A 23,302-nucleotide genomic window follows, 5' to 3' on the forward strand; every position below is an offset into this window, starting at 1 on the left:
CCATGTCACCGCGGCGATCGCCGCGAGCGAACTAGAAGCGCCCCGCGAGCCCGAGCCCGCTCGGCATCAGCGCCGCCCGCTTCGGCTTGGCGTTGCGGTTGCGGACCAGCGCGACCACGCCGACCGTGCCGAGGATCGCCCCGACCCCGATCAGCACGGCCCCCAGCGGACCGGTCCCGAACAGCGACTTGCAGTCGCCGTCCGCGTCGACCCCGTCGCCCGTGCAGGTCTTCTTGTACTCGCGGTCGTCGATCGCCACCAGGCCCACGCCCGCCCCGAGCAGCAGCAAGCCGCCGGCCAGCCCGGCCGCCCCGAGCGCGCGGCTCTTCGGGTTGCCCGGGGTCCGCTGCAGCGTCAGCTGCAGCTCCTCGCGGGCCCCGTTGACCAGCGTCAGCTCGCGCTCCTCCGCCACGTAGCCGTTCAGGCTCACGCGGATCTTGTGGCTGCCCTCGAGGACAGGTCGCTCCAGCGGCGTGGTCCCGACCACCTCGCCGTCGACGAACACCAGCGCCCCGCTTGGCTTGGTGTCGAGCACCAGCACCGCCGGTCCGCTGCTCATCGCCGACAGCCGCGACTGCAGCAGCGCCCCCTGCGAGTCGAGCAGGCTGACCAGCTCGGTCGACCCGCAGATCTCACAGGTCTCGTCCTCGCTCAGCACGACCACGCCGGTCTTCGCGTCGATCAGATCCAGCTTGAGGATGAAGTCGCGGTTCTTCGCCACCACCGTCGTGCGCACCAGGTGGGTCGCCCCGCTGTTGGCCCGCACCCGGTCGTAGCAGGTCTGGCGATCGCAGTTGCCCTCGAGGAAGGGCGTCACCTGGGCCGGGTCGACCAGCGCCGCCTGCCCGCGCCCGAGCCCCTCGCGCAGCCCCGCGGTCCAGCGCTCGCGCGTCTCGCCGTCGATCGACCCCTCGACCCGCAGCGGCAGCACGGCCAGGCGCGCCGCCTCCGGCTTCACCCCGCCCGCGTCGCTCTCTCCGCTCGCTGCCGGCGCGCCGCCCTCCGCAGGCCCGCTCGCCTTGCTCGCGCTCGTCGCCTTCGACCCCTTCGCGGCAGGCGCCGCGTGCACCTCCACGCCGGCCAGCGACAGGCACAGCGACAACACAACCGCGGAGCAAAACGGGGGCCTCACCCCCCGGAGGCTATCACCTTGTCTGTCCAGGTGACGCTCCCGCGCGGTGAGCCGACACCGAGCCGGGCGCGCGCCCGTGCCCCTGCCCGCCGCGTCACCGCGTCCATCGCGGACCATTCGCCCTGCCTTGCCCCTTGCCCTCCCCCGTCGCCGCGACGGACACTGGGGTCGGCTCGCCCCCCTCGATGCCCCCGTCCCAGAAGCAGAATCTGATCCCTGCCCCGTCCGGCGGCGCCCCACCGGCAGGCGCTGGTGCGCGGGCGGCAGGCGCTGGTGCGCGGGCAGCAGACGCTGGTGCGCGGGGCCAGACCATGTCCTTCGACACGGACATCGAGGTCGACGACGCCAGCGTCAGCCCCTCGGACCGCAAGACCCGCCCCGAGGAGGACTCGAAGGCCAGCCGCCGCCCGCTCGCCAGCACCACCGGCCGTCCGCTGGCCCAGACCCGCGGCGCCCTGGCGACCCGCAGCCCCGGCGGCCAGCGCGAGCGCACCCGCGGCCCCGCTGGCGCGATGGCGGCCGAGGGCAAGCAGGTCCGCCTCCTGCCCGGCCGCCGCGTCCCTGGCACCCGCTACCGCCTGGTCCGCTGGCTCGGCGAGGGCGGCATGGGCGTCGTCTACGAGGCCGAGCACGAGGACATCGAGCGCCGCGTCGCGCTCAAGATCCTGCGCAGCGAGGCCAGCGAAGATCCGCAGCAGGCGGCCCAGTTCCGCGAGGAGGCCCGCGCCGCCAGCCGGATCGGCTCGCCCAACATCGTCGAGATCTTCGACTTCGGCGAGCTCCCCGACGGCCGCCTCATGTTCGCCATGGAGCTGCTCAACGGCCATGGCCTCGACACCGAGCTCGACAAGTGCCCGATGGATCAGGGCCGCATGATCGGGATCTTGCGGCAGGTCTGCAAGGGCCTGGCCGCCGCGCACGAGGTCGGCATCATCCACCGCGACGTCAAGCCCGACAACATCATCTTGCTCGCCGCCCACGGGGCCGTCGGCGCCGGCGCCAGCGGACGCAGCGACCGCGTCAAGGTCGTCGACTTCGGCATCGCCACCATCAACGCCGAGGCCGACACCGGCGCCGCCGGCACCCCGCACTACATGGCCCCCGAGCAGGTCCTCGGCGTCCCCTTCGACGGTCGCCTCGACATGTACTCGCTCGGCTGCACCGCCTACGAGCTGCTGGTCGGCAAGCCTCCCTTCGTCGCCCAGACCGTCGATCAAATTCTCCAGGCCCAGCTCGAGTCGACCCCGGTCCCGCCCTCCGAGCTGTGCCCCCCGGGCACCGTCCACCCCGCGCTCGAGGCCGTGATCCTCCGCTGCCTCGAGAAGACCCCCGAGAAGCGCTTCCGCGACATGCACGACCTCGAGGCCGCGCTGTGCGAGGCCCAGATCGCCGCCGGCATCTCGACCCCATGGGACGACCTCGCCCTGCCGCCCGTCGACGTCGAGCGCCGCGACGAGCTCCTGCGCAAGATGCCCAAGCTCGGCGACCCCGCCCGCCCGCGTCGCCGCTGGCTGTGGCCCGCGATCGCCGTCGGCAGCTCGCTGCTCGCCGCCGGCCTCGCCGCCGTCATCGTGCTCGCCAACCGCAGCCCCGCGACCAGCAGCAGCCCCGAGGTCGACGCCCTCGCCGAGGCGGCCCGCGCCGCCGGTCTGCGCGCCCACTGGGTCTGGCCGCCCAAGGAGGACCTGGGCGACACCTCCCTGCGCCGCGTCCTCCAGCTCGAGGCGATGGACGGCGAACTCGACCTCGTCGCCGAGCAACGCGCGAGGGAGCTGCGCACCGAGTTCGCCACCCTCCTCGTCACCCTCGGCGACGACTACTGGGACAAGGACGGCGGCAAGGCCTTCGCCCGCGACTACTACCTGCAGGCGATCAGCTTCGACCCGAACAACGAGCACGCCCGCTCGCGCACCGGCGCCACCCCGGGCATGATCGCCGAGTTCCTCGACAAGGCCGCCCAGGGCTCCTTCAGCGAGGAGGAGATCCGCGCCGCCGCCCCGCTCATCGCCCTCGCCGAGCCCGACGTCGTCAAGCGCGAGGAGAAGCTGCTCGCCCTCGCCGACGAGGCCGACGACGAGAGCGCCAGCGGCTCCGCCAACCTCGAGCGCCTGATCGCATCCACCAGCGGCAAGCCGCGCAAGCGCCGGGTCAAGAAGGACGACGACGGCCGCACCGCCCAGTCGACCCTCACGATCGTCCCGCCCGGCCAGGACCCCGGTACTGGCCCCGGTACTGGCCCAGGCCCGATCGACCCCGTCGCCACCCCGCCGCAGCCGGGCGTCAAGCCCGGCACCCCCGCCGTCAAGCGCGACACCAAGGAGTCGAGCAAGCTCGTCAAGGACGCCAACAAGGCGCTCGCCGCCGGCAACCGCAAGGAGGCCGAGGCCCTGTTCCACCAGGCCCTCGGCAGCGACAACCGCAACGCCGCCGCCCTCATCGGTCTCAGCGACCTCGAGTTCGACAAGGGCGCCTACCAGCGCGCCGCCGACTACGCCGAGAAGGCCACCGCCGCCGCCCCCAAGAACGGCGGTTACCACCTCCGCCTCGGCGACGCCTTCTACAAGCTGCTGCGCTACACCGACGCCCGCCGCGCCTACGAGAAGGCCAAGGAGCTCGGCGTCCGCGAGGCCACCGACCGCCTCGACAAGCTCAAGGCCAAGCTCGGCGGCAAGTAGCCCCGCTCCGGCGCCGGGGCGTCGCGGCGCCCCCGATTTCAGCCCCTATTCAGGCGTGCGGCCCCGGCGTACCGTGCGGCCCCCTCCATATGACCAAGCGCTCGTTAGTCCTCCCGCTCATCGCCCTCACGCTCGCCAGCGCGGCCTGCAAGCCCGCACCGACCAAGCCGCCGCCGGTGCCCACCACCAGCCCGACCGACGACATCCTGGCCGCCTCCGATCTCCCGCCGACCCTCGCCGCCCCGCTCCCGGGCGACGGCATGGGCGTCACGATCCACCGCCTCAAGAACGGCCTCACGGTCTACATCAGCACCGACCGCCAGAAGCCCCGCATCGCCGCGTGGGTCGCCGTGCGCACCGGCAGCCGCAACGACCCGCCAAACTCCACCGGCCTCGCCCACTACCTCGAGCACATGCTGTTCAAGGGCACCGACGAGCTCGGCACCCTCGACTACACCGCCGAGAAGCCCCACCTCGACAAGGTCCGCGAGCTCTACAAGGCCCTGCGCGCCACCGACGACCCCGCCAAGCGCCAGGCGATCTTCGCCGAGCTCGACGCCAGCAACCAGGCCATCTCCAAGCTCGCCGTCCCCAACGAGATGGACCGCCTCTACACCACGCTCGGCGTCGAGGGCATCAACGCCTTCACCAGCGACGACATGACCGTCTACATCGGCGACCTGCCGACCAACCGCCTCGAGGCCTGGGCCACCCTCGAGGCCGAGCGCTTCAAGGACCCCAGCTACCGCCTCTTCTTCACCGAGCTCGAGTCGGTCTACGAGGAGAAGAACCTCTCCCTCGACAGCCCCGACGGCCGGGCCTCCGAGGCGATGATGAAGCAGCTGTTCCCGACCCACCCCTACGGCACGCAGACGACGATCGGCTCGATCGAACACCTGAAGAGCCCCGCCTATCAGGACATGATCGACTACCACCAGCGCTGGTACGCCCCCAACAACATGGCCGTGCTGCTCGCCGGGGACATCGACGCCGCCGCCGCCCTGCCGGTGCTGGAGCGCACCCTCGGCACCTGGGCCCCGCGCAAGCTCGAGCCGCCGACCCCCGCGACGCCGACCAAGATCACCGCCCGCGTCGCCTCCGAGGTCATCGGCGAGGGCGAGCAGGCCGTCTCGCTCGGCTGGTCGACCGTCCCCTACACCCACCCCGATGAGCCCGTGCTCACCGTCATGCACTGGCTGCTCGACAACGGCACCTCCGGCCTCCTCAACGCCGAGCTCGAGCTGACCCAGAAGGTCCCCGACGCCGCCGCCTACGGCTACAGCATCCTCGAGTCCGGCATCTTCATCGTCCGCGCCACCGCCCGCGAGGGCCAGCCGCTGGAGGACGTCGAGCAGCTGCTCCTCGGCGTGGTCGCCAAGCTCAAGGCCGGCGGCTTCAACCAGGCCGACATCGACGCGATCGTCCTCGCCAACGACATCGGCCGCAAGTTCCAGCAGGAGAGCAACGACGGCCGCGTCGGCAAGCTGATGGAGTCCTTCATCTACCGCCAGCCCTGGGCCAAGATGCTCGAGCGCGACGAGCGACTGCGCAAGGTGACCCGCGAGGACGTCATGCGCGTCGCCAACGAGTACCTCGGCCCCGGCTTCAGCGCCGTCTACCGCCGCGCCGGCAAGCCCGTCGTCGCCAAGATCGACAAGCCCACGATCACCCCGATCGAGGTCGACCCGGCCCGCAAGAGCAAGTTCGGCGCCGCCATCGAGGCCATGAAGGCCCCCGAGCTCAATCCCGAGTGGCTGGTCGAGGGCACCCACTACACCCGCCACCCGCTCCCCGCCGGCGAGCTCATCGCCGTCAAGAACACCCGCAACGACCTGTTCCAGCTGTCGTACCGGTTCGACCGCGGCCACAAGCGCGAGCGCATGCTGTGCCACGCCCTCGACCTGCTCGAGCAGTCCGGCGCCGGCGACCAGTCCGCCGAGGCCTTCAAGAAGCAGCTGTTCGCCCTCGGCAGCTCGATCTCCTTCAGCTGCGGCGCCGACACCAGCGGGGTCCGCGTCAGCGGCATCGACGCCAACATGGAGAAGACCCTCGCCCTGCTCGACGCCTGGTTTCGCCAGCCGAAGCTCGACCCCGAGACCCTGCGCAAGCTCGGCGAGAACCGCCTCAGCACCCGCAAGGACGGCATGGAGGACCCCGACAACCTGTGGGGCGTGCTCGGCGACTACGCCCAGTTCGACCGCGAGGCCGACGCCCTGCACGAGCCGACCAACAAGCAGATCACGGGTGCCAAGGTCGCGCCGCTGGCCAAGCTGATCACCGGCGCCCTCGACCACCAGCACCGCAGCATGTACTACGGCCCGCGCGCCGGGGCCGACGTCGCCAAGGTCGTGGCCCTCGGCAAGGACCACAAGAAGCTCACGCGCCGCGCCCCGCTCAACTACCGCAAGCCCAAGACCCCGACGATCTACTTCGTCCACCGCGAGGTCGCCAAGTCCTACGTCTCGGTCGCCCTCCCGCACGGCCCCGGCGAGCGCGCCAAGAAGCCCGCCGCCGAGCTGCTCAACACCTACCTCAACGGCGGCATGAACGCCCTCCTGTTCCAGGAGATGCGCGAGGCCCGGGGCCTGGTCTACTTCTCCTACGGCGCCGTCAACAAGGGCCAGTACCCCGACGACCCCTGGGCCATGACCGGCGGCATGGGCACCCAGGTCGACAAGACCCCCGACGCCCTCACCACCTTCCTCGAGCTGGTCCGCACCAAGCCCCTCGACACCGGCCGCATCGCCATCGCCCGCACCACCCTCGACCAGGAGTACCGGTCCTCGCGCATCGACCCGCGCTGGAGCGTGTTCTGGATCTCGAGCTGGGACGACGCCGGTGAGCCCAGCGACCCCCGCCCCTGGTACTGGGAGCAGATCAAGGCGCTCAAGGACGACGAGCTGCGCGCCTTCGCCGGCAGCTTCGCCGACAAGCCCGTCGTCGTGGCGATCATCGGCGACCGCACCCGCGTCAACCTCGACGCCCTCAAGAAGATCGGCACCGTCATCGAGCTGAGCCCCGACAAGCTGTTCAGCTACGGCGCCTTCCCCAAGGCCCGGCCCCCAAGGCCGAACCCCCCGCTGCACCCACAGCCCCCGCAGCCCCCGCAGCCGAGCCCGCCCCGGCTGCCAAGGCCCCGCCGCCGCCGCCGCCCGCCCCGGCCAAGTGATGCGCTGCCTGTCCCGAGGGACAGCCACACTGGACCTGTCCCTCGGGACAGACACACTGGACCTGTCCCTCGGGACAGTCACTAACGCGCCTGTCCCTCGGGACAGGCGCGTTGCTGCCGACGCCGCCGCCGTCGCAGCCCGAGCAGCCCGAGCCCGAGAAGCCCGGCCCCCGCGGTCCCGTCGACCTCACAGCCGCAGCGCCGCTTCGCCGTCACCCCGAGCTCGGGCAGGTCCTGCGCCAACAGCTCCGCCAGCACGAGCGATCGGTCGACGTCCGCCAGCGACCGCACCCGCCGCGGCTCCGAGCGCACGCCCGCGGGCGAGACCTCCGACCACAGCCCGTGCCGCGGCGCCTCGCAGGCGATCGCCCCCGCGAAGGGATGGCGCACGAGCAGGCGCGTCATGAAGTCGTTCGCGCCGTCCATCGCCGGATCCAGCACCGGCGCCGGCCCGACCTGCGGGTGCGCCTCGCTGCCGCCCACGATCGGCCGCGCCGCCGCCAACTCGAGGTCCTTCGTCATCTCGTCGGCCCCGAGCCGCGTGTGCAGCCGCGTGATCACCAGCGCCTCCCGGAGCCCGCGCACCGTCGCCAGGCCCGGCGCCGCCGCGGCCCCGAGCGCCCCCAGCTCGGCCCCCTCCCACCCCGCCAGCGGCCGACCCGCGTACTCGCCGACCACCGCCCCCGGCGTGCGCGCCAGCACGGCGTCGAGCAGGGCCGCGTGCACGGGACCGATCCGCTCGCGCGCCTCGCCCCGCAGCAGCACCGAGGTCGGCATCAACGCCGCCGGATAATTCCCCGCCTCGAAGCGCCGCCCGACCGCGATCGTGTGGACCACCAGGTCCTGCACCCCGATCGCGTTGACCGTCCCGATCTTCAGCGGCAGCACGAAGCGCTCGCTGTCGTAGTGAAAGCGCAGCGGCGACAGCGTCGCCTCCCCGTCCGCGTTGAAGTGCACCTGCCCCGGATCCACCTCGGCGATCAAGAACCGCATCCCCGCGTCCGCGTAGGGCCGCAGCGCCGCCTCGGCCGCCGCGCTCAGGTGGTACTCGCGCGCGCGCAGGAACTCGACGATCACCGCCGACTCGCTCGCCCCCGGCGCCATGAAGCTGTACTCGCCGTCCTGAAAGGTCGCCGGCGCCTCGCGCCGCACCGGCGTCGGCTCTTCCGGCTTCACCGTCGGCTCGGGCGCGGCGCACGGGTCCTGCTCCCATTGCTCGAGCAACATCGGCGCCGTGCTGGCGTCGAGCTGATCGAGCAAACGCCGATCGACGATGCGCAGGTCCTCCGCCGCCACCTCACCGGGCACCGGGATCACCAGCGCGAACCCATCCGCCGGCCCGCGATAGTCGGCCTGCATGGTCACCACCGTGCGCGGCCCGTCGCGCAGCAACACCACCCGCGCCGCCCTGCTGCCCATCGCCCGGTCGTGCTTCGCCACGTACATCCCCGGGAACGCCGCCGCCGACCCCGAGGTCAGCAGCCCGACCAGCAACCCGACCAATGGCGCGGCCGCAGCGACGCGACATGCGAGGACCCGCCCCATCATCCCCGCCACGATACCCGAACTTCGGCGCCCCTCGCACCAGCCCCGGGGCGACGCCTCAACGCGGCTGCAGCTCCGCCCGCAGCCCCGCCACCGACGCGGCGATGTCCTGCACCGTCGCGTCGCCGATCGACGCGTTCCGGGCCGCCCGCTCCAGCGCCTCTGCCTGCTGGCGCAGCGCGGGACAGGCGGTCGTGCTCCGCATGGGCTCGAGGCTCTGACAAGCGCGTCGAAGCTCCGCGATCTTCGGCGCGAGCGCCCCGGGCTCGCGCTCACCCGCCGCCAACGTCGCCTGCAGCCCCTCCGCGGCCGCCAGCGCCGCGGCCTCGGCCGCGGCGACCGCCTCGGTCGTGGCCGTCGGCACCGCCAGCTGCCGCCGCGCCACATACCCCGCGATCAGCACCACCACCGCGATCAGGATCACCCCGTACTGCCGCATACCCACCGCACTAACACGCCCGCGCCGCCGCGCTCAAGGCTCCCCCGCGCGCACCGGCTGCCTCGCCCCCGCGCTCAGGTCTCCCCGGCGCGCACCGGCTGCATCGCCGCGTACCCGTGCGCGCGCACGTAGTTGATATGCAGCCCGCGGCACCCCGCATCGTGCACGCAGCCGCGGCAGCGCAGCGACTTGGTGAAGAAGCGACCGAGCACGTAGCGCTTCGCGTAGCGGAAGATCTCGATCCGCCCCTCACCCGTCAGCATCGCCCCGTCGAGCAGCCCCGGCCGCTCGCTCGGCGCCCGCCCGAGCACGCAGGCCGGCACGCCCTCGACCTGCACCGGCAGCGTGAACTCGGCGAAGAAGCGCGGCAGATCGAGGTCCTCCTCCGCCGAGCTCGTCAGCCGCTCGTGCGTCGGCTGCCACAGCACCAGCCGCCGCGGCGCCTCCGTCAGCCCGCGCAGCCACGCCTCGTTCGCCCGCGCCAGCGCCAGCGCCACCACGAATTCCCCCGGCCCCGCCAGCAGCGCCTCCGCCTCGGCCGCGGTGCGCACCACCACCCGCGTCAGCCGCTTGCCCGCGATCACGACCTGTCCCTCCGGCCCTGTCCCAAGCGCCAGCAGACCGCGCGTATCACCAAGCTCCAGCTCGAGCTCCGGCACCCCGGGAAACCCCGCCGCGCAGGCCTCGGCCGCCGCCAGATCCGGCGCCACCACCCACAGCGCCCGCGCCCCCGCCTCCTGCGCCAGCGCCGGCAAGGCCCGCACCCGCGGCGGCTTGAACTCCGGCAACCCCACCGCACCCGCAAACAACGGCAAGCGCACTCGCCCCGCCGACCTGTCCCCCGGGACATCCGACCTGTCCCCGGGGACATCCCCCGGGATAGGCGCCATCGCGGCCGCCGCCTCCGCCTCGGTCCCGTCGCTCACGCCCGCGTGCCGGGCCCGCAGCGCCATCTGCGTCTCCGCCCGCTTCTTGCTCGCCGGGTCCCCGCCGTACACCGGCGCCTGCTGCTCCTCCCACCCCGTGTCGATCCGCAGCACCGCGAACTTCGCGTCCTCGACCACCCCGCGCACCTCCTCGAGCGTGTCGCACAGCGGCTGCAGGTAGCAGTACCCGCAGCGGTGCGGCGAGCGGCAGTCGAGCGGCACCCCGCGCTCGAGCAGGTGCGCGTACTCCTCCTTGCGCCCGCGCACCTCGTCCCCGAGCTTGTACGGGTCCTGGATCAGATCCTCGAAGCCCTCGAGGTGCTGCGGCGGGAAGCGATTGAGCCAGATGTGGATCCCGGGCTTGCGCGCGTACGCGAACGCCGCCAACAAATACGGCCGCATCTCCTCGAGGTCGTAGAACAGCGTCTCCTTGCCCTCCGTGTACGCCCGCCCGAACGGGATCACGTGCAGCAGGTCGAACTCGCGGACCCCCATCGCCGTGAAGGTCGCCAGCAGCTCCGGCAGCTGGCGCACGTTGCCCCGGTTCACGCACACGTCGATGTTGACGATCGGCCGCCCGTCCGCGAGCGCCCGCTTCAGCCCCACCACCTCCTCCTCGAAGGCCCCCTTCGTACCCACCAAGGCGTCGTGGATCTTGGCGTTCGGCCCGTGGATCGAGAACGTGATCTCGCCGAGCCCCGCGTCGAGCGCCCGCCGCAGGAACTCGCCGTACGCGAACATCCGCCCGTTGGTCACGGTCTGGACCTTGCGATAACCCGCGAGCTTGCCGAGCCGCACGAAGTCGACGAAGTCCGGGTGGATCGTCGGCTCCCCGCCCGACAGGATCAGCCGCTGCGCCCCCTTGCGCCGCCCGTCGAGGATCTGCTGCTTGACCTCCTCGCGCGCGCGGTTGGTCCCATCGTGCGTGTGCGCGTCGAGGCAGAACACGCAGCGGTCGTTGCAATCGAAGGTCAGCCGCACCCAGTTGCGCTGCTCGTGCGCCGCGTCCTCGTGCTCGCGGATCTTCGGGGCAGCCGGCGCGTCCATGCCCGCCATCATACCCGGATCCGCCGCCAGCCCGACCACGCGGGCCCATGACCGCAGCGCCGCAGCTCCCGGCTCGGCCTCCACACCGCCTCTCCCGTGCGCGTCAGCCTGGCCCACCACCGCGGCGCCGCAGCCCCACTCGCCCGCCACACCGCCCGTCGCGTGCGTGTTAGCCTGCCCTCTCGATGCCCGCGCCCCGCATCCTGGTCGTGCACCCGCCGGTCTCGATCGCGCGGGACTTCATCGACTACCCCTACCTCGCCGACCTCGGCGCCGTGCAGCTCGCCGCCGTGCTCGCGCAGGCCCTCCCCGCCGCGCAGGTCGAGCTGCGCGACGCCTACGCCCTCCCCGGCGCCGACCTCCAGTGGCGCCCCGACGGCCGCGCCCGCATCGGCCTCGATCCCGCCCAGCTCGCGACCCACATCAGCGACGGCCCGCTCGCCGCCGCCGTCGTCGCCATCACCCCGTTTCACCGCCCGCCCCTGCGCGACGACCTGCTCGCAGCTGTCCTTTCGGACATCCGCCAGCGCTGGCCCAGGGCCAGCATCATCCTTGCCGACTGCTACCAGTCGGGCCAGCACTACGTCGCCAGCGACGGCCACGAGCTGCTGCGCCGCTACCCCGAGGCCGACGCCCTGGTCCAGTTCGAGGCCGAGCGCACCGTCCCCGCCCTGCTCACGGCGCTCCTCAACAACAACACGCGCCCGACCGGCGTCCACGCCGGCGCCCAGCCCGAGCTCGACGACCTGCCCCCACCCGCGTGGGACCGCGTCGACCTGGGCGCCTACGCCAGCTTCCACGCCAGCGTCGTCCGCGGCCTCCAGCGCGGCGCCTGGGCCTTCCCGATCGCCGGCCGCGTGCTCCCCCTCGTCACCACCCGCGGCTGCCCCTTCACCTGCCTGCACTGCAGCTCCAACCCCGACACCCCGCACGGCCAGCCCAAGCGCCAGCGCCGACGCTCGCCACAAAACCTGAGCGCCCTGCTCGAGCACCACAAGGCGCTCGGCGCCACCTCGCTGCACGTCCTCGACGAGCTCGTCAACGTCCACGAGGCCCACTTCGATCACCTGCTCGCCGAGCTCGCCCGCCTCGATCTCCGCGTCGAGATCCCCAACGGCATGCGCGCCGACTACCTCTTGCCGCGCCACCTCGAGAGCCTCGCCGGCCGCACCACCACCGTCAGCGTCAGCGCCGAGAGCGGCGTCCAGCGGGTCGTCAGCGAGGTCGTCGGCAAACGGCTCAATCTCGCCGCGATCGTCCGCGCCGCCGAGCACGCCCACGCCGCCGGCGTCCCCCTGATGATCCACTACATCATCGGCATGCCCGGCGAGTCCGCCGAGGAGATCAACGCCACCCTCGCCTTCGCCCTCGACCTGTGGGACCGCTTCAAGGCCTGGCCCGCCGTCCAGCACGCCACCCCGCTCCCCGGCACCCGCCTCGCCGCCACCGCCCACGCCGCCGCCCTACCTGTCCTTTCAGACAGCGGCACCCCACGCCGCGCCGTCTCCCTACCTGTCCTTTCAGACAGCGACGACGGCGACTGGGGCCCCCGCTTCCAGCGCGCCGCCAGCGGCGTCGGCGAGCTCGCGCCGGCCCTCCTCGCCAAGTTCATGTGGACCTTCGAGCAGCGCCTGCGCGCCTCCCAGGGCCCGCAGAAGCTGGTCATGAACGTCACCTACGTGTGCAACAACCATTGCACCTTCTGCGCCGTCGGCACCCGCACCCAGGTCGACGGTCACCCGACCCGCCAGCGCGAGCAGCTCGCCCACTGGCGCGCCCAGGGCGTCCACCAGGTCGACTTCGACGGCGGCGAGCCGACCCTCAACCCCGAGCTCATCGCCCTCATCCGCCACGCCCGCGGCCTCGGCTACACCCGCGTCAACGTCACCACCAACGGCCGCCTGTGCGCCTACGAGGCCTTCGCCGCCCGGCTCGTCAACAGCGGCCTCACCAGCCTGCTGTTCAGCGTCCACGGCCCCGACGCCCGCACCCACGCCCAGAACGTCGGCGTCGCCGAGGCCTTCGAGCAGACCATCGCCGGCATCCGCCACTGCGTCCGCCTCGCCCCCGCCGGCCTCGAGCTCGGCATGAACGTCACCATCACGAAGTCCAACGTCGAGCTGCTCGGCGAGCTCGCGGCGCTCGCGTGGGAGCTCCAGCTCCCGTGGATGAACCTCCAGTTCCTGACCCCGTTCGGCCGCGCCACCAGGCAGGTCGCCCCCGACACCGCCCACGCCGCCGAACGTGCCATCGCCGTCATCGACGCCTGGCGCGCGCGCATGAAGTTCCAGGTCATCAACCTGCCCTTCTGCTTCATGCCCGACCACAGCGAGTTCCTCCAGGGCGACCTCGGCAAGCTCTCGCGCCACATGGTCTTCGTCAACAACGAGACCGTGAACCTCGCCAGCTACCTCGCCGAACGCCGCACCCGCAAGCCGCAGTGCGCCGCGTGCCCCCACGCCTGCTTCTGCGGCGGCTTCTACGAGCTCGACGACGTCCCCGAACCCCCCTGGCTCATCGCCGCCGAGGATCTCGTGCGCCCGATCGCCGACCCCCGCCGCCACGAGTCCGTCCCCGCCGGCTTCCGCGGCCGCCTCGCAGCCCGCCAGCAGGGCGACTCGTAGGCCCGCGCACTCGTGGGCGCTCCCGCCAGATCCCGGCGACGCGCTCAGATCACCGGCAGCCCGCGCCGCGCCGCGATCGTCGGCGCCTGGCCCCGCGCTGCCGCGACCTCGCCGTCGCCATACACCGCCAGATAGTCCGGTCGCAGCCCCGGGCAGATGGCCGCGAACTCGCAGCCACGACACGCCGGCACCTGCTGCTGCCCCGCGAGTCGACTGGCCTTCAGATCGAAGCACGCGTCCGGCGTCAGCACCCGCACCCGCGCCGCGCCCGGGTCGAACGCATGCGCATGATCCTCGCCGAGCAGACAGCGCGGCACATGCAACGATCGCAGCGTCATCGCGTGTGCCCGCGCGTACGCGAACGCCGTCGCCAGCACCGCCGTCACCGCCGTCATCCGCGGCAGCGAAGCCAGGTTCTCCGCGTTGTGGTCCGTCAGCGAGACGAACCACAGGTCGACCGCCCGCACCCCGCGATCGTGCAGCCACGCGATCGCCTCCGGCAGCCCGCGATACGTGTCCTCCTTCACGATCAGGTCGACCACCAGCGGCAGCCCCGTCGCCAGCATCGCGTCGAGCCCGGCCAGCATCCGCGCGAAGCTCCCCACGCTGCGCACCAGCGCCTCGTATCGATCCTCGAGATGCGTGTGCACGCTGATGTGCAGCCGCGTCGCCCCGGCCGCCGCGAGCCGCCCCGCGTTGTCCCCCTGCCCGAGCACCAGCCCGTTGGTCTGCACCTTCACATCGTCGTAGCCCAGCGTCCGCGCCGCTCGCACCAGCCCGAGCAGGTCGCCGCGGATCGTCGGCTCCCCGCCCGTGAACGCCGCCCGATCGAGCCCGTCGGCCCGCCCCTGCCGCAGCGCCGCCACCACCTGCGCCGCGCCCAGCGATCGCTCGCGCATCGCCGGCGTGATCGTGCAGTAGTCGCAGGCCAGGTTGCAGTCGTAGCCGAGGATCACGTCGAGCAGCCCCGCCACTTCACACCCCCTCGTAGTGGCGATCCCAGCGATCGATCTCGGCGAGCAGCGGGGCCCCCAGCGCCGTCGGCCGCGCGTGCGCCCGCAGGGTCGCCGCCGCCTCGCGATTCCCCGCGACCACCTCGCTAAAGCGCCGCTGCAACTCCGGCCGCCCCACGACCAGCGACTCGTACATCCGCGCCACCGGCAGAAACGCGTGCACCGCCAGCAGCACCCCGTGCAGCGGCCGCGGGTCAGGCCGCACCGGCGACGCGAACAACGGCGCCCACGCGTTCTCGAGCAGCGGCCCCTGCTCAAGCAGCGCGTGCAGCTTGTTGTGCGAGAACTCGTGGATCAGCGCCTCGGCCAGCGTCAGCGGCTGCGGGTGCAGCGACATGTACACCGTCCCGATCGCCTCCTGATACGACGCCGACAGGTGCCGCATCTCGTCGTACCCGACCGGCACCACCTGCTGCAGCACCACCTCGATCTCGTCCGCCAGCGCCGGAAGTTCGCCCACGACGATCGCCCGCGCCTCCCGCAGCGCCGCCAGCCAGCGACCGATCGCCTGCCCACCGAGGTCGATCGCGTTGCCCTGCTTGTCGGGATGCGCCTCGATCTGCGCCAGCGGATTGTTGTCCACCAGCGTCAGCAGCAGCCCGCCCGCGATCTCGACGTGACTGGGCACGCCCGCGACAGCCCTACCCGCCACCAGCACCGTCTCACGCCGCGCCGCATCGCGATGCACCACCTCTCCCGCCACGCAGCGCAGCACCCCCGGCGTCAGCGAAAAGCTCCGCCGCAGCCCCACGCACACCACCCGCGGCGGCGCCTGCACCACGACCACCCGCGTCAGCGCCCCCGCGACCGCCAGCTCGACCGCCAGCGTCGCGTCGAGCTCCACCAGCCAGTCAGCCCGCGGCCCCGCACGCAGACAGCGGATCAACGTCCCGACCGTCGGCCGCCGCAGCGCGCTCCACACCGCCCCCGGCGCGCTCGCCAGCGCCTCACGCAGCGCCCGCAGCACGCCCGCGTGTCCGCCCCGCAGAGCTGGCCCCGCCGCGATCCCCGGCAACTCCGCCAGCATCCGCCGCAACCCCGACGACACCAGCGCCCGCGCCGTCGTCGATCCCGGCCCCGGGATCGTCAGATCGCAACGCTCCGCGATCGCACCTGCCCCTTCAGACAGCCCACGCCGATCAGCCGCCGCACCTGTCCCTTCGGACAGCCCACCCCCACGGGTGCGCCCCTCAGCCGCCACGCCCGCCCTCCACGACCACCGGCAGGTGCCGTCGCCCCGCACCTGCCCCTTGCGACATGTCCCCTCCGGCCTGCTCCAGGACACCTGTCCCATGGAACAGCTCCGCCGCTGGAGCGACCCCCACCGGCGCCCGCAGCCCGCGCGGCGACAGCTCGTCCCCCGCGAAGCGCTCGAGGTACCCGGCGTCGACCCCCGGGCAGCGCGCTCGCGCCGGGCAGCCCTCGCACACCGCCGCGAACACCCCGGCCCCCGGCAAGCTCAGCCCCGCGAACGGCCCCAGCAGGCACAGCGGCGCCCCCACGATCCCGGCCGCCAGCCCGAGCTGCCGCGCCCGCGCCAACGCCTGCAGCGCATGCGGGATCGCCACGCTCAGCCGCGGCACCAGCCCGTCGAGCGCCCCGACCCCCGCCACCTGCACGCCCCCTGGCGCCCGCACCGGCGCGCCCACGATCCGCGGCACCGCGATCCGCCACGCCGCCACCCCGCGCCCGCGCAGCAGCGCCGGCAGCAGCACCAGCACCCGCGCGTTCGACCGCGTCAGCAAGCTCGACACCGCGACCGTCCGCCCTCGCGCCCGATCGATCGCCGCGAGCACCGCCGCGAAGTCCCCGGCCCCGGCATGAAAGTCGTGCCCCGCCGCGGCCGCCGCGTGCAACCACACATGCACCCTCACACCTGTCCCATGGGCCAGCCCACCCGCGGCCAGCCCACCTGTCCCATGGGCCATGTCACCTGTCCCATGGGCCAGCCCACCTGTCCCATGAGGCAGCTCACCGGCCCCGTCGCGCAGCCGCAGCCCCGCGTGCCCAGCGAACCCAGCGCCAGCGCTCACGACCACAGCGAGAACACGCCCCCCGGGTGCGCCTTCTGGCGCTCCCGGAAGGTCAGCAGCCCCGCGTCGCCGGCCTCGCTCGCGTCGGCCAGCGCCGCCACTGCGTCGCCCTCGCGCCCGGCCAGGCGCTCACCGATCCACGCCGCCAGTCCGCGGGCCGCGTGCGCCTGGGCCTCCTCGGTCGGCGTCGCCCCGTCGCCCCGGTTGGCGATGAACAGGCTCAGCTCATTCGTATCGGCCACGCCCGCCGGCCCCTTCGCGTCGCGGCGCAGGACATCGACCTGGAAGCGCTCCCCGCCCGGCGTGCGCATCACCACGGGCACCGCGCCGGCGCTGATCGGCAGCACCGCCTCGATCGTGCCGAAGGCCACCCGGGTCCCGCCGCGCAGCGACTCACCGAGCAGCTCGAAGCGGTCGCCCGCGGGCACCACCAGCCGCTCCCGTGCGCGCCGACGCTGACCGTACTGGGCCAGCGCCCGCGCAGACCCGGGGCCAACCCCCAGGCCAGGCACCACGCCCACCACCAGCGCGCCGGTCGCCACACCGACGGCCACAAGGACCTTGCGTCGAGCCACGAGCCTGCGCGAAACCTGATGCATGACTTCCCCCAGCCGAGCACCAGGCTACCCGGGCGCTCGGCGGGCCGTCAAGGCGCTAATCAAGGTCGGTTACGGCTGCAACGAGCACTGCAGCTTCTGCCACACCCAGGCCGTGCGCGAGATCCAGGGCAGCAGCGCCGAGGTCGAGGCCAAGATCCGCCGCGCCGCCGAGCTCTATCGCCAATCGCAAGCACCACCATCACTGGCACCTGGCTCGCCCGCGCAGTCCAGCATCGGCGCACCTGGCATGATCGTGCTCTCGGGCGGCGAGCCGACGATCCGCCCCGAGCTCCTGCACTGGGCCGACCTCGTCGCCAGCCTGGACATGGACCTCGGCCTCGTCACCAACGGCCTCCTGCTCGCCTACCCCGATCGCGTCGACGCCCTGCTGCGTCGGCGCCTGCGCTACGTGTACCTCTCGCTGCACGGCGGCAGCGCCCGCGTCCACAACCTCATGGTCCGCACGGAGGCCTTCGCCGCCGCGATCGCGGCCCTGCGCAACCTCAGCGGCCGCGGCCTCGACCTCCACGTCAACTGCGTCGTCACCCGCCACAACCTCGCCCACCTGCGCGGCCTCGTCGACGCCGTGCTGCCCTTCCCCGACCTCACCCTCAAGTTCTCGATGATGGAGCCCAAGGGCGGCGGCGACCGCCTCTTCGATCACCTCATGCCGCGCGTCTCCGACGTCGCCGAAAAAATCCAGGAGGCCATCGCCCACGGCGAGGCCCACGCGGGCTCGCAGGGCCCGCGCTTCGAGCACGGCGGCCTGCCGCTTTGCCTCCTGCCCGGCCGCGAGCGCCAGTACGGCGACCTCCGCACCCACCGCTACCGCACCATGATCGAGGTCGGCGAGCCCGACTACTTCCCCGTCGACGACCTCAACAAGCGCCACCCGCCCGCCTGCGCCGGCTGCAGCCTGCGGGGGCCCTGCCCCGGCCTGTTCCACCGCTACCACGAGGTCCACGGCGACGCCGAGCTGCGCCCGCGCCCGGGCCCGCGCGCCAACGCCTTCAACTACACACTCGCCGTCCTACCACCTGTCCCCGCGGACATGTCCGAAGCGACCTGTCCCCTGCGCGACGGCCCGCTCGGCGTGACCCCCTGGGATCGCGGCCGCGACCTCTTCATCCGCCACGCCGGCAAGCTCGCCCTCCACCGCGCCGACACCCGCGACTTCAGCGACGCCGAGATCGCTGACATCAAGCACACCCGCGGCCAGATCTACCTCGACGCCACCCGCAAGCCCGCCCCCGACGACTTCGCCCGCGACCTGATCCCCCTGCGCCGCGCCCCGCTGTGCGCCGGCTGCCCGCACGAGCGCAGCTGCACCGGTCTGTTCGAGCCTGTCCTCGAGGACATGTTCACCCACGACGACGCCCGCGTGCGCGCCCACCTCGCGACCCTGCGCGGCGAGCTGCTCGACCTCGGCTGCGGCGAGGCCCCCTACCTCGAGGCCCTGCGCCCCGCCCTCGCCGCCGGCACCCTCCGCTACCTCGGCCAGGACCCTGACCCCGCCGCCCTCGCCGCCCTCGCCCCGCGCCTCGACGGCCTCCCCGCGGAGCTGCACGCCGGCCCCGCCGCTGCCGCCCCCGATCGCCGCCTCGATCACCTGACGATCCTCCGCAGCTGGAACCACCTACCGGACCCCGCCGCCGACCTCGCGCTCCTGCTCCCGCGCCTGCGCCCCGGCGGCAGCCTCACCGTCGTCGACAACCTCGGCTTCGGCCTCGCGCGCAGCCCCGCCCAGACCGCCCGCGCCGAGGCATCCAGCGCCCGCTGGGAGCACCACCGCAGCGACGACGCCGGCCAGGCCCACGCCCGCATCCTCGCCGCCGCCGCCACCTGCGGCGTCACCTTGCAGCTCCACGAGCGCAGCGAGATCAGCCCCGCCACCAGCAACCAGTGGCTGCTCCGCTACACCGTCGCGTGAGCGCTCACGCCCCGCAGCTCACCCGTAGATCGCCGCCACGAAGGCCCAGCGGTCGATGATCCACTGGCGCAGGAACAGCACCTCCTCGTCGTAGCTCGTGAAGTCGGTGCGCCAGTTCCAGCCGCCGTAGCTCTTGTACTCCGCGGCCCAGCGCCCCTCGTCGCGCACGGCGCTCGCCGCCGTCTCGTCGACCATCGCGTCGTAGCGCTCGAGGATCGCGTCGACCGCGTACACATCCTTCAGCGTCGCCCCGTAGCGGGCCCGCAGCGGCGGGCCCAAGGTCTTCGACGCCAGCAGCCGCGTGAACAGCTCGTTGGCCCACACGTAGCCCTCCGGCTGCGCGTCGAAGCCCTTGCGCGCGGTCTGCCAGGTCTGCCCGAAGCTATCGTTGAAGTCCCACGGCGCGTAGCGCCACGGCCCCATCAGCGGGTCGTGGTAGTGGTAGCTGTTCTTGCCGGCCGAGTCGTCCGCCATGATCAGGCTGACGAAGATGAACCAGTCCTCGTAGTCGCGGCGATCGATGCGCGTGTCGATCTCCCCGTGGAACTTCGCGTCGGTCGACGTCGCCACCCAGGTCACCAGCTCGTCGAGGTCATCGTAGGCCCCCGGCTGCCCGTCGAGCGGCAGCCCCTCCTCCTTCGTCAGCCCGAGGTGCGGCGTCGCCTTGTTGGCGACGCGAAAGTTCGCGTCGTGGGTGCGCGCCTTGTACAGGTTGCCGGCCTGCGACAGCCCGTGGTCCTCCATCAGGTAGCCGTCCACGTGGTCCGAGAAGGTGTAGAGCCCGTGGTACGCCCCGTTGAGGAACACCACCCCCGAGTACACCTGGATCTGCAGGTGCTCCGGGTCGAGGATGTTCCACATCTCGTATGACAGCCGCTGACGCACGTACGCGTTGTCGTCGAAGGTGCTGATCAGCACCAGCTTGCGCTTGTCGACGAAGCCGCCTGCCAGCTCGGGCTCGTTGAACTTGTCGTCCTTGCCGAACTTCACCGTGAAGCTCTTCTTCGGGTAGCCCAGCGACGCCGCCCCGCGCCACTTCGCCTCGCTCGTGTAGACGTGCCCGCGGTAGGTCGCCGTCGCCGGCGTGTACGCGTCGGGGTTGATCCCCGGGTCGGCCTCGAGGTGCAGCACCGGCAGCCCGTACTCCTCCGTGTAGATCGCCCAGTCCTGCACCGGCACGTTCTTGGGGTCGTCCCAGGCGTCGGCCACCCCGATCTTCACGGTCCCGGTCTCGGCGAACGGCACGGCCGTGATCGTGAGCTCGTACACCGCCGCCTGATCGAGCCCGGGCGTCCACGCCAGCGTCGCCGTCGCCGGATCGTACTTCGCCCCCTGCGGCAGCGGATCGATCGCAAAGTCCTCGCCCGCGAGCTTCATCCCCGTCTTGCAGGTGATCGCCGCGGTCTTCAGCGGCTCGCCCTCGAGCAACCAGTAAGGTCCGCCCGCCTCGGGGTCACAGCGCACCGGCGGCGGCAGATCCGGGCCAGAACCAGTGCTCGCCGGGTCGGTCCCCGCGCTGGTCCCGCTCACGTCGCTGGTCCCCGTCTCGCTGCCCGCGCTCGAGCTCGTCGGCGTCGCCTCGCCAGTCCCGCCGGTCCCTGTCCCTGCGCCCGTGCCCTCGCTCCCGGTCCCGCCCGCATCACCGCAGCCACCCAGCATCAGCGCCGCGAACAGCCCACGGTTCAAGCCCAGCCCACGCCGTCGCAGCAACATAAGTCATGCCCTCCGCGACAGGCACGGTAGCACCCCGCCCGCGTGCCCCATAGGCCCCCGCGCACGCGCGTGACCCCGCACGAAACCTGATAGAGTCCGCGCTGGCCGATGCAGTCCTCGTACCCTGACATCCCCGCGGGCCTCGTCGCCCACGACCTCACCGACGCCGCCGTGGAGCTCCGGGTCGACCCCGCGATCTACCCGCTGCAGGCCGTCTACGGGGCCGCCTACATCTTCATCGACCGCTGCTACGTGTTCCTCGATCGCCCGGCCGCCGACGCCCTCCGCGTCACCCTCACGGCCAAGTCAGGTCAGGCCGACGTCGGCGCCCTGCGGGCCCTCATCGGCGAATTCGCCAACGAGCTGATCAGCTGCGCCTGGCGGCATCAGATCACCCAGGACAACCGCGTCCTCCTCGAGACCGTCACGCTCCAGGCGATCGCCGGCGCCATGGGCCCGCCCTCGCTCGACGACCTCGCCAGCTTCGACTTCAGCGACCAGGGCTTCGACGACCCGCTCGGCATCGCCATGTCGTGGGAGGAGAAGCACGGCAAGAAGCCGCCCCCCGCGACCACCTCGGAGCCCACTGGCGACACCACTGGCGACACCACTGGCAACCCCACCTCAGGCCACGGCGTCGAGGAGCCCACGCCGTGACCGAGCCCGCCTTCATCGACCTCCGCTTCGACCGCAGCCTCTACGCCGGCCCCGCCATCGACGAGGCCGTCAAGGTGTTCGCCGCCCACGGCGAATTCCACATGTCCGAAGAGACAGACACCTGGGTCGTCAAGCTCCGCGCCCTCCGGCCCGGCCCGGCCCGCACCCGCCGCCTCGCCCACGAGCTCGCCAACTACGCCCTCGGCCTCACGGTCCAGCGCGGAGGCGCCTGATGTCCGCCGCCACACACGCCCCCATGGACCTCGTCGCCATCCGCCCGCAGGCCGGCACCCAGGCCTTCTTCCGCCACCGCCAGGTCGGCGAGCACGTCCTCGTCACCAACTTCGAGGGCAACTTCCTCCTGCTCACCCAAGCAGAGTTCACCCGCTACGCCACCGGCAGCGTCGCCCCGGACAGCGAGCTGTTCACGCGCCTCTCGTCGGCCAACTTCCTGCGCGCCAGCTACGACGTGCGCAAGGCCGCCGAGGCCGTGAAGGCCCGCCGCGGCTTCCTCCACGCCGGCCCGAACCTGCACATCCTGGTCGTCACCCTCCGCTGCAACGAGACCTGCATCTACTGCCACGCCTCGCGCGCCAACATGGATCGGGTCGACACCGACATGTCCAAAGAGACAGCCGAGAAGGCCGTCGAGCTGGCCCTGCGCAGCACCAGCCCCTTCATCACGATCGAGTTCCAGGGCGGCGAGCCGCTCGTCAACTTCGCCGTCGTGCGCCACGTCTGCGAGTACGCCGGCCGCCGCGCCCGCGAGCTCGGCAAGCAGCTGCAGTTCACGATGGTCAGCAACTTCTCGCTGATGGACGACGAGAAGCTCGCCTTCCTGGTCGCCCACCGCGTCCAGCTGTGCACCAGCATCGACGGCCCGGAGCAGCTGCACAACGCCCAGCGCAAGCTCCCGACGATGGACGCCCACCAGCGCGCCGTGCACTGGATCCGCAAGATCAACCAGCGCTACATCGACATGGGCCTCGACCCGACCCTCTATCACGTCGAGGCCCTGCTCACGACCACCGCCGCCAGCCTCCCGCTGTGGCGGCAGATCGTCGACACCTACGTCAGCCTCGGCTGCAAGGCCCTGTTCCTGCGCCCGATCGACCCCTTCGGCTTCGCCGACCGCACCCGCCTGCGCCTGGAATATCCCCGCTCCGCGTACCTCGAGTTCTACCGCAACGCGGTCGACTACATGCTCGAGCTGAACCGCCAGGGCGTGCAGATCCTCGAGCGCTACGCCGGCATCTTCCTGACCAAGATCCTGCGCGGCGAGGACCCCAACTTCCTCGACCTCCGCTCCCCCGCCGGCGCCGGCATCGGCCAGCTCGCCTACAACTACGACGGCAAGATCTTCAGCTGCGACGAGGGCCGCATGCTCCACGAGATGGGCGACTCCCGCTTCTTGCTCGGCGACGTCCGCACCAGCAGCTACCGCGACCTCGTCGGCCACGAGACCGTGCGCGCCATGGTCCTCGCCTCCAACCTCGACGGCCAGCCCGACTGCGTCAACTGCACGTACCAGCCCTACTGCGGCACGATCTCGACCTTCAACTACAAGAACCAGGGCAGCATCTTCGGCCGCATGCGCGAAAGCAGCGTCTGTGCCGTGCACAAGGGCATCCAGGACTACCTGTTCGAAAAGCTCGCGGCCCGCGACCCCCACGTGCTCGCCACCTTCGAGCGCTGGACCACCCACCGCCCGCGCGAGCACTTCGTGCAAGAACCCACATCCAGCCCCACCACTTCGGCCCCCCCTGTGCAATCTCCAGCCGAGCCGTGATAGGGTGCGAT

The 23,302-nt window shown here is 72.3% G+C and carries 16 protein-coding genes; 7 read left to right on the forward strand and 9 right to left on the reverse strand.

The window, feature by feature from the left end:
- Window positions 1-31: 31 nt before the first annotated feature.
- The gene (locus IPJ59_RS03585) at window positions 32-1,132 is read right to left on the reverse strand and encodes a PEGA domain-containing protein (RefSeq protein ID WP_293255050.1); all 1,101 of its coding nucleotides are present in this window, start codon (window positions 1,130-1,132) and stop codon (window positions 32-34) included.
- Window positions 1,133-1,443: 311 nt separating this feature from the next.
- Between IPJ59_RS03585 and IPJ59_RS03590 the strand changes: the two genes are divergently transcribed.
- Window positions 1,444-3,807 carry a serine/threonine-protein kinase gene (locus IPJ59_RS03590; RefSeq protein WP_293269750.1) on the forward strand — a complete coding sequence of 788 codons (2,364 nt, stop codon included), beginning with the start codon at window positions 1,444-1,446 and terminating at the stop codon, window positions 3,805-3,807.
- Window positions 3,808-3,896: 89 nt separating this feature from the next.
- A complete protein-coding gene (locus IPJ59_RS03595) occupies window positions 3,897-7,061 on the forward strand; it encodes a M16 family metallopeptidase (RefSeq protein ID WP_293269751.1) in 3,165 nt (1,054 codons plus the stop codon).
- On the opposite strand, the gene IPJ59_RS03600 is transcribed toward IPJ59_RS03595, so the two are convergent.
- The 3 genes from IPJ59_RS03600 to IPJ59_RS03610 form a co-directional block, all read right to left on the reverse strand.
- Window positions 7,058-8,524, reverse strand: coding sequence for a DUF2330 domain-containing protein (locus tag IPJ59_RS03600; RefSeq protein ID WP_293269753.1), 1,467 nt, complete (start codon window positions 8,522-8,524; stop codon window positions 7,058-7,060). The two genes, IPJ59_RS03595 and IPJ59_RS03600, sit on opposite strands and share 4 nt — an antisense overlap.
- A gap of 55 nt (window positions 8,525-8,579) precedes the next feature.
- Window positions 8,580-8,960: a hypothetical protein gene (locus IPJ59_RS03605; RefSeq protein WP_293269755.1), complete on the reverse strand. Its 381-nt coding sequence runs from the start codon at window positions 8,958-8,960 to the stop codon at window positions 8,580-8,582.
- Window positions 8,961-9,034: 74 nt separating this feature from the next.
- Complete coding sequence (locus IPJ59_RS03610) at window positions 9,035-10,933, reverse strand: radical SAM protein (RefSeq protein WP_293269757.1); 1,899 nt, start codon at window positions 10,931-10,933, stop codon at window positions 9,035-9,037.
- Between the two features lie 185 nt (window positions 10,934-11,118).
- Here IPJ59_RS03610 and IPJ59_RS03615 point away from each other — a divergent pair, with 185 nt between their 5' ends.
- On the forward strand, window positions 11,119-13,557 hold the full coding sequence (locus IPJ59_RS03615) for a radical SAM protein (protein WP_293269758.1): 2,439 nt from the start codon (window positions 11,119-11,121) through the stop codon (window positions 13,555-13,557).
- A gap of 44 nt (window positions 13,558-13,601) precedes the next feature.
- On the opposite strand, the gene IPJ59_RS03620 is transcribed toward IPJ59_RS03615, so the two are convergent.
- Genes IPJ59_RS03620 through IPJ59_RS03635 form a run of 4 tightly spaced genes read right to left on the reverse strand, consistent with a single transcriptional unit; the run spans window position 13,602 to window position 17,178 of the window.
- Window positions 13,602-14,531 carry a radical SAM protein gene (locus IPJ59_RS03620; protein ID WP_293269759.1) on the reverse strand — a complete coding sequence of 310 codons (930 nt, stop codon included), beginning with the start codon at window positions 14,529-14,531 and terminating at the stop codon, window positions 13,602-13,604.
- Between the two features lies 1 nt (window position 14,532).
- Entirely contained in the window at window positions 14,533-15,771 is a 1,239-nt protein-coding gene (locus IPJ59_RS03625) for an aKG-HExxH-type peptide beta-hydroxylase (RefSeq protein ID WP_293269760.1), read from the reverse strand.
- Window positions 15,761-16,603, reverse strand: coding sequence for a hypothetical protein (locus tag IPJ59_RS03630; protein ID WP_293269761.1), 843 nt, complete (start codon window positions 16,601-16,603; stop codon window positions 15,761-15,763). The genes IPJ59_RS03625 and IPJ59_RS03630 overlap by 11 nt, the downstream gene beginning before the upstream one ends.
- Entirely contained in the window at window positions 16,600-17,178 is a 579-nt protein-coding gene (locus IPJ59_RS03635; protein WP_293252813.1) for a hypothetical protein, read from the reverse strand. Before IPJ59_RS03635 ends, IPJ59_RS03630 begins: the two co-directional genes overlap by 4 nt.
- Window positions 17,179-17,200: 22 nt before the next feature.
- On the opposite strand from IPJ59_RS03635, the gene IPJ59_RS03640 reads away from it, so the two are divergent.
- Entirely contained in the window at window positions 17,201-19,132 is a 1,932-nt protein-coding gene (locus IPJ59_RS03640; RefSeq protein WP_293269762.1) for a radical SAM protein, read from the forward strand.
- Window positions 19,133-19,150: 18 nt separating this feature from the next.
- On the opposite strand, the gene IPJ59_RS03645 is transcribed toward IPJ59_RS03640, so the two are convergent.
- The gene (locus IPJ59_RS03645; RefSeq protein ID WP_293269763.1) at window positions 19,151-20,818 is read right to left on the reverse strand and encodes a CotH kinase family protein; all 1,668 of its coding nucleotides are present in this window, start codon (window positions 20,816-20,818) and stop codon (window positions 19,151-19,153) included.
- Window positions 20,819-20,953: 135 nt separating this feature from the next.
- Here IPJ59_RS03645 and hxsD point away from each other — a divergent pair, with 135 nt between their 5' ends.
- From hxsD to hxsB, 3 genes are read left to right on the forward strand one after another with little or no spacing between them, the layout of a single operon-like run.
- Window positions 20,954-21,502, forward strand: a complete 549-nt coding sequence (gene hxsD / locus IPJ59_RS03650; RefSeq protein ID WP_293269764.1) for a His-Xaa-Ser system protein HxsD — start codon at window positions 20,954-20,956, stop codon at window positions 21,500-21,502.
- Entirely contained in the window at window positions 21,499-21,735 is a 237-nt protein-coding gene (locus IPJ59_RS03655) for an HxsD-like protein (protein ID WP_293252802.1), read from the forward strand. Before hxsD ends, IPJ59_RS03655 begins: the two co-directional genes overlap by 4 nt.
- Window positions 21,735-23,291 (forward strand): His-Xaa-Ser system radical SAM maturase HxsB, encoded by a 1,557-nt coding sequence (hxsB, locus tag IPJ59_RS03660; RefSeq protein WP_293269766.1) that lies wholly within the window; start codon window positions 21,735-21,737, stop codon window positions 23,289-23,291. Before IPJ59_RS03655 ends, hxsB begins: the two co-directional genes overlap by 1 nt.
- Window positions 23,292-23,302: the final 11 nt, after the last annotated feature.

It is taken from the genome of Nannocystis sp., from assembly GCF_016714285.1.
GTDB lineage: Bacteria > Myxococcota_A > Polyangia > Nannocystales > Nannocystaceae > Nannocystis.

Coding starts and splice junctions, on each gene's coding strand:
- IPJ59_RS03640 (WP_293269762.1), top strand. CDS start 17,201: ATGACTTCCCCCAGCCGAGCACCAGGCTACCCGGGCGCTCGGCGGGCC.
- hxsD (WP_293269764.1), top strand. CDS start 20,954: ATGCAGTCCTCGTACCCTGACATCCCCGCGGGCCTCGTCGCCCACGAC.
- IPJ59_RS03590 (WP_293269750.1), top strand. CDS start 1,444: ATGTCCTTCGACACGGACATCGAGGTCGACGACGCCAGCGTCAGCCCC.
- IPJ59_RS03595 (WP_293269751.1), top strand. CDS start 3,897: ATGACCAAGCGCTCGTTAGTCCTCCCGCTCATCGCCCTCACGCTCGCC.
- IPJ59_RS03610 (WP_293269757.1), bottom strand. CDS start 10,933: ATGGACGCGCCGGCTGCCCCGAAGATCCGCGAGCACGAGGACGCGGCG.
- IPJ59_RS03615 (WP_293269758.1), top strand. CDS start 11,119: ATGCCCGCGCCCCGCATCCTGGTCGTGCACCCGCCGGTCTCGATCGCG.
- hxsB (WP_293269766.1), top strand. CDS start 21,735: ATGTCCGCCGCCACACACGCCCCCATGGACCTCGTCGCCATCCGCCCG.
- IPJ59_RS03600 (WP_293269753.1), bottom strand. CDS start 8,524: ATGATGGGGCGGGTCCTCGCATGTCGCGTCGCTGCGGCCGCGCCATTG.
- IPJ59_RS03605 (WP_293269755.1), bottom strand. CDS start 8,960: ATGCGGCAGTACGGGGTGATCCTGATCGCGGTGGTGGTGCTGATCGCG.